Genomic DNA, 15,009 nt, shown 5'->3' with positions numbered 1-15,009 from the left:
TTCCCTCGCGGCGATCTACGTGCGGGCGCCCTCGCCGGTCTCGCTGTCGGCGGCGTCGGAGGACTGCTGCTGCTTGGGGATGTCGACGCTCTCGCCGGTGACCCCCTCGGCCTCCTTCACGGCCGGTTCGGCGGTCTTCGGCGCCTCGTCCGACGCCTTCGGCTCCACGGCCCCGGCCGCGTCCTCCGTACGAGGAGGCTCGGTCGCCGCCCCCTCGGCCCCTGTCCCTGCGGCCTGCGTCTCCTCCGTGGTCTTCGACCTCCGAAAAATCCGTGCAAAAACGCCCATATCCACTCCATACGTTACTCGTGCGGGCGAAATCCCGCGTTGCCCGGCGTGTCCATGCGTGCGACCCGGGCCGCCGCCCCTGTGATCCGGCGGCAGGAATCTCGCAACGGGCAACGACCCGGCGACGGTCGCGTCACGTAACCCGTTCGAGAGCGGGGTGCGAGGTTTGCGAGACTGGATCAGTGAGCAGCGCACCCCTCGCCCCCCGCGTCATCGCCGTCGTCGGCCCCACGGCGGCCGGAAAGTCCGATCTGGGCGTTTTTCTTGCCCAGCGGCTGGGCGGCGAAGTCGTCAACGCCGACTCCATGCAGCTCTACCGGGGGATGGACATCGGCACCGCCAAGCTGACGCCCGAGGAGCGCGGAGGAATCCCGCACCACCTGCTGGACATCTGGGACGTCACCGTCACCGCGTCCGTCGCCGAGTACCAGCGGCTGGCCCGCGAGCGCATCGACGCGCTGCTCGCCGAGGGACGCTGGCCGGTCCTCGTCGGCGGGTCCGGCCTCTACGTCCGGGGAGCCGTCGACAACCTGGAGTTCCCGGGCACCGACCCCGAGGTCAGGGCCCGGCTGGAGGAGGAGCTCACGCTGCGCGGCCCCGGCGCCCTGCACGCCCGGCTCGCCGTCGCCGACCCCGGGGCCGCCCGCGCGATCCTGCCGAGCAACGGCCGCCGCATCGTCCGCGCCCTCGAGGTCATCGAGATCACCGGCCGCCCCTTCACCGCCAACCTCCCCGGCCACGACTCGGTCTACGACACCCTCCAGATCGGTGTCGACGTGGCCCGGCCCGAACTGGACGAGCGCATCGCCCGCCGCGTCGACCGGATGTGGGAGGCGGGCCTCGTGGACGAGGTGCGCGCACTGGAGGCGCAGGGGTTGCGCGAGGGGCGTACGGCCTCCCGCGCCCTCGGCTACCAGCAGGTGCTCGCGGCGCTCGCCGGGGAGTGCACGCTCGAGGAGGCACGGACCGAGACCGTGCGTGCCACCAAGCGCTTCGCGCGCCGCCAGGATTCATGGTTCAGGCGCGATCCGCGGGTGCACTGGTTGAGTGGGGCCGCGGCGGACCTCGGGGAACTTCCGCAGCTCGCGTTGTCGTTGGTCGAACGACCGGTTACAGCCTGATCACGTCCTGGCATCGGGACGCCCAGGCCGTCATCCGGTTCTGTGGCGCCGTGCCATCATCGACCTTCGATCGACCAAGTGGAGTCCTAGTTGGGAGGGCGCGTGGCGATGGAGGCCGGCCCTCGCGACACCGCACACGGCACCGAACACCTCACCACCGAGCGGGGTGCTCCGGAGCAGGAAGCCGACCGTCTCAGCCCCGACGGGCCGGAGGAGACACAGGGCGGTGTGACCGACGACGGCCCCGAGCCGGACGAGATGTTCGCGGGCGGCGACGAGGTCGAGGTCGAGCTGCGCCCGCAGCGCCGGCTGCGCATCTGGCAGCTCGCGCCCATCGTCGGGCTGGCCGCGGTCGGCTCCCTGATGTTCGCCTTCCCGCTCGCCTTCGACTTCGGCGACAGCGGCGCGGTGATCGCCATGCTGGGTCTGCTGATCTGCTCCTGCGCGGCCGGCTGGGGCATGACGGCCGCGCGCAGGGTGGGCTACACCTGGCCCGGACTCCCGGCCCGGGGCTCCGGACGCAGACCCGACTGGCGGGTCGTGATCGGCTACGCCGTGATGGTCGCCGCCGTGGTGGCGCTCGCGGTCTGGCGGGTCGCCCGGCTCCGCTGACCGCTCCCGTGCGGGGGCGGTCCGCCGACGGCGACGCGCTGTCACCGGCACCCCGTACGATCGAGGAATGAGCACGCGGATCGCCTTCCTCAAGGGGCACGGCACGGAGAACGACTTCGTGATCGTCCCGGACCCCGAGAACGCCATCGACCTCCCGCCGGCCGCCGTCGCCGCCCTGTGCGACCGCCGCGCGGGCATCGGCGGCGACGGACTGCTGCACGTCGTGCGGTCCGCGGCCCACCCCGAGGCCCGGCACATGGCCGGCGAGGCCGAGTGGTTCATGGACTACCGCAACGGCGACGGTTCCCTCGCCGAGATGTGCGGCAACGGAGTGCGTGTGTTCGCGCGCTATCTCCAGCGCGCCGGACATGTGACCGAAGGGGACATCGCGGTCGCCACACGCGGAGGCGTGAAGAGCGTGCACATCGCCAAGACCGCGTCCGGCAGCGGCTCCGCCACGGGTGACATCACCGTCGGCATGGGCAGCGCGCTGCTCCCCGAGGGCGACGTCACCGTCAGCGTCGGCGCGCGCAGCTGGCCCGCACGGAACGTCAACATGGGCAACCCGCACGCCGTGGCCTTCGTGGACGACCTCGCCCACGCCGGTGACCTGTACACCCCGCCCCCGTTCAGCCCGGCCGACGCCTACCCGGACGGCGTGAACGTGGAGTTCGTGGTCGACCGCGGCCCGCGGCACGTGGCGCTCAGGGTGCACGAGCGCGGGGCCGGCGAAACCCGCTCCTGCGGCACCGGCGCGTGCGCGGTCGCCGTGGCGGCCGCCCGCAGGGACGGAGCCGACCCGCGCGTCACCGGCACCCCGGTGACGTACACGGTGGACGTGCCCGGCGGCACCCTGGTGATCACCGAACGGCCCGACGGCGAGATCGAGATGACCGGCCCCGCCGTGATCGTCGCCGAGGGAGAGATCGACGCCGAGTGGCTGGAGAACGCCCTTCGCTGACCGCGGCGGCACCCCGCTGTCCCAGCCCTCCGGCCCGCCCGGTGGGGTGATCCGAAGGCCCCGGGGCCCGGTGCGGCTTCGAGATGACGGCTGATCGTCGGTCCCATGGCGTAAAAGCGACGCTCCGGCGGCCTTCGCTCGAAGGGGTGATCCGTTTCACGCTCGGCCGGAGGCGGTGAGCCCGGTGGCTCCGGGCTCGGTAGCATCAAGCACCGGCCCGGACGGTGGGGGACGATCGCCGTCCCCTGAGCCCGAGTCCGCCCTGGGGCACACCGTCCGCCGGTCCACGCAGCCGGAGGTGTCCATGAACGCGGAGGCCGTCAATCCCGCGAGCCCAGGTCCGGTGACATCGGGTCACGTCACCGCCGCGGGTTCCCGCAGGAAGGCCCGCCCCCGGCTCGACCTGCGCCGACTGGGCCGTGCGGCACTCCTCGGCCCCGCCGCCCGCGACCGCCTCCCCGACGCCATCGGGCACGTGGTCGACGCCCATCGCGCCCACCACCCCGACGCCGATCTCGAACCCCTGCGCCGCGCCTACCTGTTGGCGGAGTCCTCCCACCGCGGCCAGATGCGCAAGAGCGGCGAGCCGTACATCACGCACCCCCTCGCCGTGACCCTGATCCTCGCCGAACTCGGCGCGGAGACGACGACGTTGACCGCGTCCCTGCTGCACGACACCGTCGAGGACACGGACGTGACGCTCGACCAGGTGGGCGAGGAGTTCGGCGAGGAGGTCCGGTATCTCGTCGACGGCGTCACCAAGTTGGAGAAGGTCGACTACGGCGCCGCCGCCGAGCCCGAGACCTTCCGCAAGATGCTCGTCGCCACCGGCAACGACGTCCGGGTGATGTCGATCAAACTCGCCGACCGGCTGCACAACATGCGCACCCTCGGGGTGATGCGCCAGGAGAAGCAGGAACGCATCGCCAAGGTCACCCGCGACGTCCTGATCCCGCTCGCCGAACGCCTGGGCGTCCAGGCGCTCAAGACGGAGCTGGAGGACCTGGTCTTCGCCATCCTGCATCCCGAGGAGTACGCACACACACGGGAGTTGATCGTCGGCAACGCGGCCCGCGCGGACGATCCGCTCGCCGAGGTCGCCGAGGACGTGCGCACGGTGCTCCGCGAGGCCGACATCACCGCGGACGTCCTCATCCGCCCGCGCCACTTCGTCTCCGTGCACCGCGTGTCCCGCAAACGCGGGCGGCTGCGCGGCGCCGACTTCGGCCGGCTGCTGGTGCTGGTGAACGAGGACGCCGACTGCTACGGCGTCCTGGGCGAGCTGCACACCTGCATGACGCCCGTGGTCTCGGAGTTCAAGGACTTCATCGCCGTACCGAAGTTCAACCTGTACCAGTCGCTGCACACCGCCGTGGCCCGCGAGGACGGCCAGGTCGTCGAAGTCCTCATCCGCACCCACCAGATGCACAAGGTCGCCGAGGCCGGAGTGGTCGCGCTCGGCAACCCCTACGCCGCCCCGCCCGAGGAGCAGTCCACGAGCGACGGCGAACGCGTCGACCCCACCCGGCCCGGCTGGCTCTCCCGGCTCCTCGAATGGCAGCGGGGCGCGCCCGACCCCGACACCTTCTGGTCCACCCTGCGCGAGGACCTCGCCCAGGACCGCGAGATCACCGTCTTCCGCCCCGACGGCGGCACACTCGGCCTGCCCGAGGGGGCGACCTGCGTGGACGCCGCCTACGCGCAGTACGGCGAGGACGCGCACGCGTGCATGGGCGCCAGGGTCAACGGACGGCTGGCCACCCTGAGCACCGTCCTGAAGGACGGCGACACCGTCCAGCTCCTCATGGGCCAGGACCCCGCCTCCGAACCGTCCAGGGAGTGGCTGGAACACGCCCACACCCCCGCGGCCCGGATCGCCATCCAGCGAAGGCTCACCGCCCGTCCCGCGCCCGACGAAACGGCCGCGCCCGAAACGGCGGCGGCCCCGCGGCCAGCGGCCGTCGCCTCCGCCGCTCCCCGGGCGCCCGAGCCGTCGGAAGCGGCGCCCGGCCGACCCGCCGCCGCCCAGGTGCTCGTCGACCGGCCCGGCGCCACCGTCCGGCTCGCCGGCTGCTGCACACCCGTACCGCCCGACGAGGTGACCGGCTTCGCCGTACGCGGGGGAGCGGTCACCGTGCACCGGGCCGGGTGCCCGGCGGTGGCGCGCATGAAGGGCGCCGGGCGCGCGGAGGTCGGTGCGCGCTGGGGGGAGGGTGCCGAATGCCGGGTCACGCTGGTCGCGGAATCGTTCGTCCGTCCGCATCTGCTCGCGGACCTCACCGAGGCCATGGCCCTCGAAGGCGCCGAGATCGTCTCCGCGACCGTCGAACCGCCGGACCGGCAGCAGGTACGGCACACGTACACCGTGCAGCTGCGGGACGCCGCACGGCTGCCCTCCCTCATGCGTGCGATGCGCCACGTCGCCGGCGTGTACGACGTCAGCCGGGCCCAGTCGCACACTCCGGGCGCCTGACGCCGCTTCCCGGTAGCGCCCGTGGAGGGCGTCGGGCGCTCGGCGTACCGACATGGCGGTGTGATGATCCGATCGGGTGGGGTGGGAGCGCGCCGTCGTCGCGACACACGCATGCGCTGATAGCCGTGACGCATGCCGCCCTCCCCCCACCGACACGCCCCGAGCGGTCAGGCCCCCCACCGGATCCGCCGCGCGGGCACCGGCCACGCAGGCCGCCGACGCGCCGCCACGGCCGTGCTCGCCTCCGCCGTCTCCGTCTGCCTGGTCGCCGCCGGCGCCCCCGTCGTCCCGCTGGGCATCGGCGACCGCCTCTTCCCCCACCTGGGCAACCCCGGATACGACGTGCTGTCGTACGACATCGCCCTCGACTACCCGGGCCGCAACGACAGGCCCCTGCGGGCCGTCACCACCCTGGAGGCCCGCACCACCGCCGACCTGGAACGGATCAACCTCGACTTCGCCCACGGCACGGTCCACTCGGTCGACGTCGACGGCGAACCGGCCGCCTTCACCAGCGCCGGCGAGGACCTCGTGATCACCCCCGAGGACGACCTGGACGAGGGCCGCTGGACGCGCATCACCGTGCGGCACACCAGCGACCCGGTGGCCGCAAGCGGGGAGGGCGGCTGGGTGCGCACCGCGGACGGACTCGCCCTGGCCAACCAGGCCGACGCCGCCCACCTGGTGTTCCCCTGCAACGACCACCCCTTTGACAAGGCGGACTTCACCTTCCGGATCACCGCCCCCGACGGCCACACCGCCGTCGCCAACGGACTGCCCGCCGGAGTCGACCGCACACGCGGCGCCACCACCTGGACGTACCGCACCCTGCACCCCATGGCCACCGAACTGGCCCAGGTGTCCATCGGCCGTTCCGCGGTGCCGCGCCGCACCGGCCCGCACGGCCTGCCCCTGCGGGACGTCGTCCCCACCGAGCACCGCGCGGCGCTCGAGCCGTGGCTGGCGAAGACCCCCGCGCAGATCTCCTGGATGGAGAAGCGAGTCGGGCGCTACCCGTTCGCCACCTACGGGCTGCTCGTGGCCGATGCGTCCACCGGCTTCGCGCTGGAGACCCAGACGCTCTCCCTCTTCGAACACGGCCTGTTCACCGACCCCGCCCACCCCGCCTGGTACGTCGAGTCGATCATGGTGCACGAGCTGGCGCACCAGTGGTTCGGCAACAGCGTCAGCCCCCGCACCTGGTCCGACCTGTGGCTCAACGAGGGACACGCCACCTGGTACGAGGTCCTGTACGCGCAGGAGCGGGGCGGTCGCTCGCTCGAAGCCCGGATGAAGGCCGCGTACGAGGCGTCCGACGGCTGGCGCGCCGACGGCGGACCGCCCGCCGCGCCGAAGGCCCCGGAGCCGGGCCGCAGGACCGGCATCTTCCGGCCCAACGTCTACGCCGGCGGCGCCCTCGTGCTGTACGCGCTGCGCCAGGAGATCGGCCGCAGCGCCTTCGAGCGCCTGGAACGCGCGTGGGTCACGCGCCACCGCGACGGCACGGCCACGACCTCCGACTTCGTCCGCCTGGCATCCGAGACCGCCGGACGCGACCTGACCGACTTCCTGCACCCCTGGCTGTACGGGGCGAAGACCCCGCCCATGCCGGGCCACCCGGAGTGGACGTCCACGGCCCGGGCCGCCACCCCCGACCCGCGGCCCGGCACGCGCGAGCACCGTGCCGACCTCCCGTCGGGCACGGGCCCGCATCGACCGGACGGGAGCGGGGAATAACACGGTGACCGGACGGGCCGCGCCGTGCGACCATCGTCGGGTTCGCACAACGCGGGACACGGGAATCTCCCGGGGCCCCCGGACGTTGTGCACAGTGACGGAAAGGTCCCCGGACCCGGTCCGTCGCCGCAGACGGTTTCCCAACGACGTAAGGACCCAATGACCTCCTCTTCTTCCCCTTCCCAGGACACCAAGCGCCTCGCGCACACCTACCCCGAGGGTCTTCGGGCCGATGCCCTGATGGAAGAGGACGTCGCCTGGAGCCTCGACACCGACTCGGAGCGGGACGGCGACCAGTTCGACCGCTCGGAGCGTGCGGCCCTCCGCCGGGTCGCGGGTCTGTCGACCGAACTCGAGGACGTCACCGAGGTCGAGTACCGGCAGCTCCGTCTGGAGCGCGTCGTCCTCGTCGGTGTGTGGACCTCGGGAACCGTGCAGGACGCGGAGAACTCCCTCGCGGAGCTCGCCGCCCTCGCGGAGACGGCCGGTGCGCTCGTCCTCGACGGCGTGATCCAGCGCCGCGACAAGCCGGACGCGGCGACCTACATCGGCTCCGGCAAGGCCGAGGAACTGCGCGGCATCGTGCTGGAGACGGGCGCGGACACCGTCATCTGCGACGGTGAGCTCAGCCCGGGCCAGCTGATCCACCTCGAGGACGTCGTCAAGGTCAAGGTCATCGACCGCACGGCGCTGATCCTCGACATCTTCGCCCAGCACGCCAAGTCCCGAGAGGGCAAGGCGCAGGTCGCACTCGCGCAGATGCAGTACATGCTGCCGCGACTGCGCGGCTGGGGTCAGTCGCTGTCCCGGCAGATGGGCGGCGGCAAGGGCGGCGGCCTCGCCACCCGTGGTCCCGGTGAGACCAAGATCGAGACGGACCGGCGCCGGATCCGCGAGAAGATGGCGAAGATGCGCCGTGAGATCGCGGAGATGAAGACCGGCCGCGAGATCAAGCGCCAGGAGCGCAGGCGCAACAAGGTGCCGTCCGTGGCCATCGCGGGCTACACCAACGCAGGCAAGTCGTCCCTGCTCAACCGCCTCACGGGCGCGGGTGTGCTGGTCGAGAACGCCCTGTTCGCGACCCTCGACCCGACCGTGCGCCGGGCCGAGACCCCGAGCGGACGGCTGTACACGCTGGCCGACACCGTCGGCTTCGTCCGGCACCTGCCGCACCACCTGGTCGAGGCGTTCCGCTCCACCATGGAGGAGGTCGGCGACTCCGACCTGATCCTCCACGTGGTGGACGGTTCGCACCCGGTCCCGGAGGAGCAGCTGGCCGCCGTGCGCGAGGTGATCAGGGACGTCGGCGCCACCGGTGTGCCCGAGATCGTGGTGATCAACAAGGCCGACGCGGCCGACCCGCTGACGCTCCAGCGCCTGCTGCGGGTGGAGAAGCGTTCGATCGCCGTCTCGGCCCGCACCGGCCAGGGCATCGCGGAACTGCTCGCGCTGATCGACAACGAGCTGCCCCGCCCGTCGGTGGAGATCGAGGCGCTCGTGCCGTACACCCACGGCAAGCTGGTCGCCCGCGCCCATGACGAGGGCGAGGTGGTCTCCGAGGAGCACACCGCGGAGGGCACCCTGCTCAAGGTGCGGGTCCACGAGGAACTCGCGGCGGAACTCACGCCGTACGTTCTCACCCCGGCCGGCTGACCGGCCCCCGGCAGTACCGAGGCCCCCCCCCCCCCCGGGGGGGGGGGGGGCCTTCGTCATGCGCGGATCACTGACCGCCGTAGGTCTTGCTCATGTTCTGGTACAGCGCCTCGGCGTCCCGGCCCAGCTGCGGGCCCGCCAGCCAGGTGTTGTCGGTCGGGCCGATCGAGGTGTTGGAGACCAGCACCGTCTTGCCGTCGAGCACCCGGAACCAGCCGCCGCCGGACGAGCCGCCGGTCATGGTGCAGCCGATGCGGTACATCGTCGGCAGGCCGGTGCTGAGGGAGAAGCGGCCCGGGGCGTCGAGGCACTTGAACATCTGCAGGCCGTTGTAGGGCGGCGCGGCCGGGTAGCCCCAGGCGCCCATCTCGCCCGCCTCGGCCGCGGACGGGGCGGAGAAGTCCACGTCGAGCGCGGCGCCGACGGTCTCCTCCAGTGACTTGCTGCCCTGCTCCGGCTTCACGTGCAGCACGGCGTAGTCGTACGCCGCTCCGTCGCCGCCCGTCTCCGAGCCGCCCTGGATCCAGCCGTTGGAGGTGGAGGCCCAGTCCGCCCACCAGTTGCCGTAGGGCGCGATCTCGGACGCGTTGGCGTTGCCGAGCTCCGCCTCGGACTTGCCGAGGTCGTTGTAGGCGGGGACGAAGACCAGGTTGCGGTACCAGCCGCCGTTGCCGCCGGCGTGGACGCAGTGCCCGGCCGTCCAGACCAGGTTGGACTTGCCCGGGTGGTTGACGTCCTTGATCACGGTGCCGGAGCAGACGCTCGGGCCGTCGGGGGAGTCGAAGAACACCTTGCCGACCGGGGCCGCGTTCTCGTGGTACGGCGTCTTCTCGGCCTGGGCCTCGACCGGGGCCGGCTCCGGGTCACTGACGCCCTGGGCCGCCGAGGCGTCCTTGGTCGTGACGGTCTTGTCCGCCTCCTCGGCGGAACGCATCCGCTCCGGCTTCCACAGGCCCTCGATCACCGGGTTGACGAAGTCCTTGGCCTCCCTGAGCCACTTGTCCTTGTCCCAGTCCTCCCAGCCGCCGTTCTTCCACTGGTCGGCGTCGATCCCGTGCTCCTTGAGCTTGTCCGCTATGTCGGACGGGATCCGGACCTTGCCGCCGTCGCTGTCGGCGGCCTGCGAGGTGCCGGCGTCGGGCTTGCCGCTCGCCTTGTCCTCCTCGGAACCGCCGCACGCGGTCGCGGTGAGCGCCAGGACGGCGACGAGGCCGGTGGCGGTGAGGACGGTGCGACGTCCACGCCTGAGCGGAGCGGACGTACGAGTGGAACGCATGGTGCGATGACCCCCGTTGTGGCGAATAAATGTCCTGCCGCGCGTGCATCTTCCGCTCGGGCGGCGACGTCCGGCGTCGCCGCCCGGCCCGGTCCCGGGCGCGCGGCCGTACCCGGGACCGGGCACGTCGGTCACTGGCCGGCGAACTTCTCGCTGACCGAGTCGTACACGCCCTTGGCGTCCTCACCCAGCCGCGGACCGGCGAGCCAGCCGGAGGTCACCGGGCCGATCGAGGTGTTGGACACCAGCGCGGGCTTGCCGTCCGAGCCCGCGGCGACCCAGCCGCCGCCGGACGAACCCGCCGTCATGCTGCACCCGATGCGGTACATCGTCGGGTCGGAGGAACTGATCGACAGCCGGCCGGGCCGGTCCTGGCAGCGGTACAGCGTCTGCCCGTCGTACGGCGGAGCGGCCGGGTAGCCGATCGCCGTCATCTCCTTCACCTTCGGCACGGCGGGGGCGTTGAAGTCCACCGGGAGCGCCGAACCGACCGTCTCCTCCAGCGACTTGCCGTCACCGCCCTTCTCCGGCGTGACATGGATGACGGCGAAGTCGTACGAGGCGCCGTCACCGCCGGTGGAGCCGCCCTGCTCGATCCACTGGTCGGAGGTCTGCGCCCAGTCACCCCACCAGACGCCGTACGGGGCGATCTCCTCCTTGGTGGCGCTCTCCAGCTCCTTGGCCGACCTGCCCGCGTCGTTGTACGACGGCACGAAGGCGATGTTGCGGTACCAGCCGCCCTTCTTGCCCGCGTGCACGCAGTGGCCGGCCGTCCACACCATGTTGGACTTGCCGGGGTTGGCCGGGTCCTGCACGACCGTCGCCGAGCAGACCATGGTGCCCTCGGGCGAGTCGAAGAACACCTTGCCCGCGGCGGGCGCGCTGGTGTGGTACGACGGCGGAACGGCCGCCGCCTGCACCGGTTCCGGCGTGGGGTCGGTCACGCCCTGGTCACCGGAGATGTCGTTCTCGTCGACCCCCTGGTCGGGTTCCTCGGCGTCCCGCATGCGGTCCGGGTCCCACAGGTCCTCGATGATCGGGTTGACGTAGTCCTTGGCCTCCCTGAGCCACTTGTCCTTGTCCCAGTCCTTCCAGGCGCCGTCCCGCCACTTGTCGATGTCGATCCCGTGCTCCTTGAGCCGGTCCTTGATGTCGTCCGGGATCTTGAGCTTGCCGTCGTCGGTACCGGCTGTGGCGGAGGCGTCGGCGCTCGCGTCGGTGTCTCCCGACTCGCAGGCGGTGGTCGTGAGGGCGAGCGCCGAGACGAGCGCGATGGCGGCCAGCACGGGGGAGGTCCTGCGGCGCGTCCTCCCCCCTCGGTGAGCGGTGGACGACGGCCGTATGGATCGCATGATCTGACTCCCCCTGAAATGAACGAACATGGCGCTTTCGGCCGCGGACCCGCCTGGATCCGACACGGAACTCGCAGGCACTCCCGCGGCCTTCGGGAACGGCACCACACACTATGCGCTGGCTGTGGGGGACGTCCGACGGAACGGCAACGGTTCGGCTACAAGCCGCCTGACCTGGCCAATCGTCCGTAGTTCGGCCGTTTTGAGGCCGTGGGCCCGCCCTGTCACCGCGGACCGGGAGGGGCAGGGACCGCAGCGCGACCGTAACCCGGCGAGCGGTCCGGGGTTGGTAGCGATGGGGTCCGCCCACCTGCGTGCGGAGCCCCGTGGCCGCGGCCGGGCGGCCGCACGGCGGAGGGCGGAGCACGATGGCGGAACCAACGGATCGGACAGCGTGTACCGGGCGGACGGTGGAAGGCACTGCCGTGCCGCCGGTGGACGCCTCTCCGGTGGCTGAGGGCGGGGCGCACGGCCGGTCCGCCGCGGCGGACCGTCGCGCCGGGGCCCTGCCACTGGCTGCCGGGCGGGTGCGCGGCGTGGCCGTCGCGGGCGTGCCGCTCATCGACGCGAGCCCACCTCCGCACGTCCACCAGGCGGCGGTCCAGGCGCGGGCCGGCTGAGGCTGAGGCACGTCCGAGGCCGCACAGCCGCGGCCGTTCGCCTCTCACCTCCCGGTCGGGCCGCGGCCGGCAGATCCGAGACCGCCCGTCGGCCGTGCCCGTAGCCCACGCCTGCTCCGGCACCGCGTTCCCCGGAACCACTCCCTGAGGACCCGCCTTGCACCCCACCGCCCCCGCTCCGGCCGACCTCACTCACCCTGTGCTTCCGCACCAGGGCCGGGAACGGCCCGGCACCGAACGGCTCCCGGCTTTTCGAGGGTGTCCCCTGGAGGACCCCGACCCCCAGAGGGCGGCCCAAGCCGCGGCCACGGAGAACCTGCTGCGCTGCTGGGCGCGGGAGACCGGCCTTGCCCCGCCGGACGGCGACCTCCTGTGCATCCCTCTTCCGTCCAGCGGCACGACCCTGCTGGTTCCCGTCCGGTACTGGTCCCCGACGGGTTGGCACCGCTTCGGCCTCCCGCAGTTGGCCGACGCCCGGACCACCGCCCCACCCGTCGACGCCGCCCTGCTCGCAGCCCTTCTGAGCAGGGAAAGCACCGGCCTCCAGCATGCGGCTGCGCCCCGCACCCGACCCACACCGGCCCTCGAACCGCCGTACACCACTGGCACCTCGTCCTCCGTTCCCACACTCGGCGACGGCGCCGACCTCGTTTCACGTGTCGCCGACTCCGTCCGGCGCGTCGCCCGCTTCATCACCGACCGACGGGCGAACCCGGCCGACCCTCCCGACCTCTTCCTCGCCGCCGAGCAGGCACTCGTCCTGGGCCATCCGCTGCACCCGGCCCCGAAGAGCCGCGAAGGTCTCTCCGACGTCGAGGCGCAGCGCTACTCACCCGAGCTGCGCGGTACCTTCCCCCTGCACTGGGTGGCTGTCGCTCCCTCCCTGCTCGCCACCGACTCCGCCTGGACGGAGCGCGGACGCCGAGTCCCCGCGGCCCTGCTCACGGCACGGCTCGCCGGAGCCGAACTGCCCCTGCCGGACGGGTTCGTGGCCCTTCCCGTACACCCCTGGCAACTCCGCCAGGTCCGCCACCGCCCCGAGTTCGCCGCCCTGCTGGCCGCCGGGCTGCTCCGCGACCTCGGCAGTCACGGCGCCCCCTGGTACCCCACCTCCTCCGTGCGCACCGTCCACCGGACCGGCGCTCCCGCCATGCTCAAGCTGTCGCTGGGCCTGCACATCACCAATTCCCGGCGGGAGAACCTCCGCAAGGAACTCCACCGCGGTGTCGAGGTCCACCGTCTGCTGCGCACCGGTCTGTCCCAGCGGTGGCGGGCCGCCCATCCCGAATTCGACATCGTGCGCGACCCCGCCTGGCTCGCCGTGAACGGCCCGTCCGGTGCACCGCTGCCCGGGCTCGACCTGGTGATCCGGCACAACCCGTTCCGGCCGTCCGACGACGTCGCCTGCGTCGCCGGTCTCGTCTCTCCCCTCCCTCAAGTGCTCTCGCACGCTGGTGATGACGCTTCCGGGCCGGAAGCACAGGCCGGCACGATCCCGGTCCGGACGGACCCGTCCGGGCCGTTCATGCGGTCCCGGCTGGCCGGGCTCATCGCCCGGCTCGCCGCCCGAACCGGGCGACCCGCGCCAGCCGTTGCCGTCGAGTGGTTCCTGCGCTACCTCGAACACGTGGTGCGTCCCGTGCTGTGGCTCGACGGGGAGGCCGGGGTCGCGCTGGAGGCGCACCAGCAGAACACCCTGGTCCTGTTGGACCCCCACGGCTGGCCGGCGGGCGGCCGCTACCGCGACAACCAGGGCTACTACTTCCGCGCGTCGCGACGCGCGGAACTCGATGCCCGGCTGCCCGGTATCGGCGAGCACAGCGACACCTTCGTGCCCGACGAGGTCGCCGACGAACGCTTCGCCTACTACCTGGGCGTCAACAACGTCTTCGGTCTGATCGGCGCCTTCGGCTCCCAACGCCTGTGTGACGAGCGGCTGTTGCTCGCCGCCTTCCGCCGCTTCCTCGCCGGGTCCGCGTCCGGCCCGGCCCGGACGCGCAGCACCCTGCCCGCCCGTCTTCTCGACTCACCCGTCGTGCGCTGCAAGGCCAATCTGCTGACCCGGCTGCACGGCCTCGACGAACTCGTCGGCCCGGTCGACACCCAGTCCGTCTATGTCTCCCTCACCAACCCCCTGCACTCGTGACACTCCGCCGTTCCCGCGCCCCCTCCCGTGACGAGACGCCCGCCGACGACGGACCCCAGGCCGCCGCCGACGTCCACGACACGGTCGACCACCTCGACGTCTGGGCACCGGCACGCACACCCGCGGGCGTGTTCCGGCTCGTCCCGGTCCGCCTCGAACGAGACCTGCCCCTGCTCGCCCAGTGGATGAACGACCCCGCCGTGGCCGCGTTCTGGGAGTTGTCCGGACCGCCCGCGGTGACGGCCGACCATGTGCGCGCCCAGTTCGACGGCGACGGCCGAAGCGTTCCGTGCCTGGGCATCCTGGACGGTGCGCCGATGAGCTATTGGGAGATCTACCGCGCGGACCTCGACCCCCTGTCCCGCCACTACCCCGCACAACCCCACGACACCGGGGTCCACCTCCTCATCGGCACCGCCGGCGACCGGGGGCGGGGCCTCGGCGGCATTCTGCTCAGAGCTGTCGCCGACCTCGTCCTCGACAACAATCCCGCCTCGGCACGGGTCGTCGCGGAACCCGACCTGCGCAACATCCCGTCCGTCACCGCCTTCCTGAACTCCGGTTTCCGTTTCGCCGCCGAACTGGATCTGCCCACCAAGCGGGTCGCCCTCATGGTCAGGGACCGGTCCCTGCGACATCTGATGTAGCGATCCGTGTTCGATCTGTCACATGGCGTACGCATGATGAGCCGCCGGAGTTCCCGACCGCGTTGCAGATTTTTTTGCCGGTCCCAGGCACCGGCGCGGTCCGACCATCCACGCCCGGGATCT

The 15,009-nt window shown here is 72.2% G+C and carries 12 protein-coding genes; 9 read left to right on the top strand and 3 right to left on the bottom strand.

Annotation, left to right across the window (positions count from 1 at the left end):
* Positions 1–15 precede the first annotated feature (15 nt).
* Positions 16–288: a hypothetical protein gene (locus FGW31_RS08400; RefSeq protein ID WP_142192746.1), complete on the bottom strand. Its 273-nt coding sequence runs from the start codon at positions 286–288 to the stop codon at positions 16–18.
* Between the two features lie 182 nt (positions 289–470).
* On the opposite strand from FGW31_RS08400, the gene miaA reads away from it, so the two are divergent.
* From miaA to hflX, 6 genes are all read left to right on the top strand, one after another.
* The gene (gene miaA, locus FGW31_RS08395) at positions 471–1,409 is read left to right on the top strand and encodes a tRNA (adenosine(37)-N6)-dimethylallyltransferase MiaA (protein WP_142192745.1); all 939 of its coding nucleotides are present in this window, start codon (positions 471–473) and stop codon (positions 1,407–1,409) included.
* A gap of 108 nt (positions 1,410–1,517) precedes the next feature.
* On the top strand, positions 1,518–2,021 hold the full coding sequence (locus FGW31_RS08390; protein WP_142192787.1) for a hypothetical protein: 504 nt from the start codon (positions 1,518–1,520) through the stop codon (positions 2,019–2,021).
* 67 nt (positions 2,022–2,088) lie between these two features.
* A complete protein-coding gene (gene dapF / locus FGW31_RS08385; RefSeq protein ID WP_142192744.1) occupies positions 2,089–2,982 on the top strand; it encodes a diaminopimelate epimerase in 894 nt (297 codons plus the stop codon).
* A 304-nt stretch (positions 2,983–3,286) separates the two neighbouring features.
* The gene (locus FGW31_RS08380; RefSeq protein WP_142192743.1) at positions 3,287–5,455 is read left to right on the top strand and encodes a RelA/SpoT family protein; all 2,169 of its coding nucleotides are present in this window, start codon (positions 3,287–3,289) and stop codon (positions 5,453–5,455) included.
* A gap of 132 nt (positions 5,456–5,587) precedes the next feature.
* Entirely contained in the window at positions 5,588–7,192 is a 1,605-nt protein-coding gene (locus FGW31_RS08375) for a M1 family metallopeptidase (RefSeq protein ID WP_142192742.1), read from the top strand.
* A gap of 159 nt (positions 7,193–7,351) precedes the next feature.
* On the top strand, positions 7,352–8,845 hold the full coding sequence (gene hflX / locus FGW31_RS08370; RefSeq protein WP_142192741.1) for a GTPase HflX: 1,494 nt from the start codon (positions 7,352–7,354) through the stop codon (positions 8,843–8,845).
* A gap of 67 nt (positions 8,846–8,912) precedes the next feature.
* Here hflX and FGW31_RS08365 read toward each other — a convergent pair whose 3' ends face one another.
* Together FGW31_RS08365 and FGW31_RS08360 are read right to left on the bottom strand one after the other, a co-directional pair.
* Positions 8,913–10,121 (bottom strand): trypsin-like serine peptidase, encoded by a 1,209-nt coding sequence (locus tag FGW31_RS08365; RefSeq protein WP_142192740.1) that lies wholly within the window; start codon positions 10,119–10,121, stop codon positions 8,913–8,915.
* A 131-nt stretch (positions 10,122–10,252) separates the two neighbouring features.
* Positions 10,253–11,473, bottom strand: a complete 1,221-nt coding sequence (locus FGW31_RS08360; RefSeq protein ID WP_142192739.1) for a trypsin-like serine peptidase — start codon at positions 11,471–11,473, stop codon at positions 10,253–10,255.
* 410 nt (positions 11,474–11,883) lie between these two features.
* On the opposite strand from FGW31_RS08360, the gene FGW31_RS08355 reads away from it, so the two are divergent.
* The 3 genes from FGW31_RS08355 (at position 11,884) to FGW31_RS08345 (ending at position 14,886) form a co-directional block, all read left to right on the top strand.
* Complete coding sequence (locus FGW31_RS08355) at positions 11,884–12,093, top strand: hypothetical protein (protein ID WP_142192738.1); 210 nt, start codon at positions 11,884–11,886, stop codon at positions 12,091–12,093.
* Positions 12,094–12,292: 199 nt separating this feature from the next.
* A complete protein-coding gene (locus FGW31_RS08350; RefSeq protein WP_233452445.1) occupies positions 12,293–14,239 on the top strand; it encodes an IucA/IucC family protein in 1,947 nt (648 codons plus the stop codon).
* On the top strand, positions 14,134–14,886 hold the full coding sequence (locus FGW31_RS08345) for a GNAT family N-acetyltransferase (RefSeq protein ID WP_142192736.1): 753 nt from the start codon (positions 14,134–14,136) through the stop codon (positions 14,884–14,886). The genes FGW31_RS08350 and FGW31_RS08345 overlap by 106 nt, the downstream gene beginning before the upstream one ends.
* The last annotated feature ends 123 nt before the right edge of the window (positions 14,887–15,009 follow it).

This window comes from Streptomyces calvus (assembly GCF_006782915.1).
Taxonomy (GTDB): Bacteria; Actinomycetota; Actinomycetes; order Streptomycetales; family Streptomycetaceae; genus Streptomyces; species Streptomyces calvus.
The sequence above is the reverse complement of the archived record's forward strand: the minus strand, read 5'-3'. Positions and strand labels throughout refer to the sequence as shown.

What these genes read in the sequence shown, in the direction of transcription:
- FGW31_RS08400 (WP_142192746.1), bottom strand. Translation starts at nt 288, where the DNA reads ATGGGCGTTTTTGCACGGATTTTTCGGAGGTCGAAGACCACGGAGGAG.
- FGW31_RS08360 (WP_142192739.1), bottom strand. Translation starts at nt 11,473, where the DNA reads ATGCGATCCATACGGCCGTCGTCCACCGCTCACCGAGGGGGGAGGACG.
- FGW31_RS08380 (WP_142192743.1), top strand. Translation starts at nt 3,287, where the DNA reads ATGAACGCGGAGGCCGTCAATCCCGCGAGCCCAGGTCCGGTGACATCG.
- FGW31_RS08390 (WP_142192787.1), top strand. Translation starts at nt 1,518, where the DNA reads ATGGAGGCCGGCCCTCGCGACACCGCACACGGCACCGAACACCTCACC.
- FGW31_RS08375 (WP_142192742.1), top strand. Translation starts at nt 5,588, where the DNA reads ATGCCGCCCTCCCCCCACCGACACGCCCCGAGCGGTCAGGCCCCCCAC.
- hflX (WP_142192741.1), top strand. Translation starts at nt 7,352, where the DNA reads ATGACCTCCTCTTCTTCCCCTTCCCAGGACACCAAGCGCCTCGCGCAC.
- dapF (WP_142192744.1), top strand. Translation starts at nt 2,089, where the DNA reads ATGAGCACGCGGATCGCCTTCCTCAAGGGGCACGGCACGGAGAACGAC.
- FGW31_RS08365 (WP_142192740.1), bottom strand. Translation starts at nt 10,121, where the DNA reads ATGCGTTCCACTCGTACGTCCGCTCCGCTCAGGCGTGGACGTCGCACC.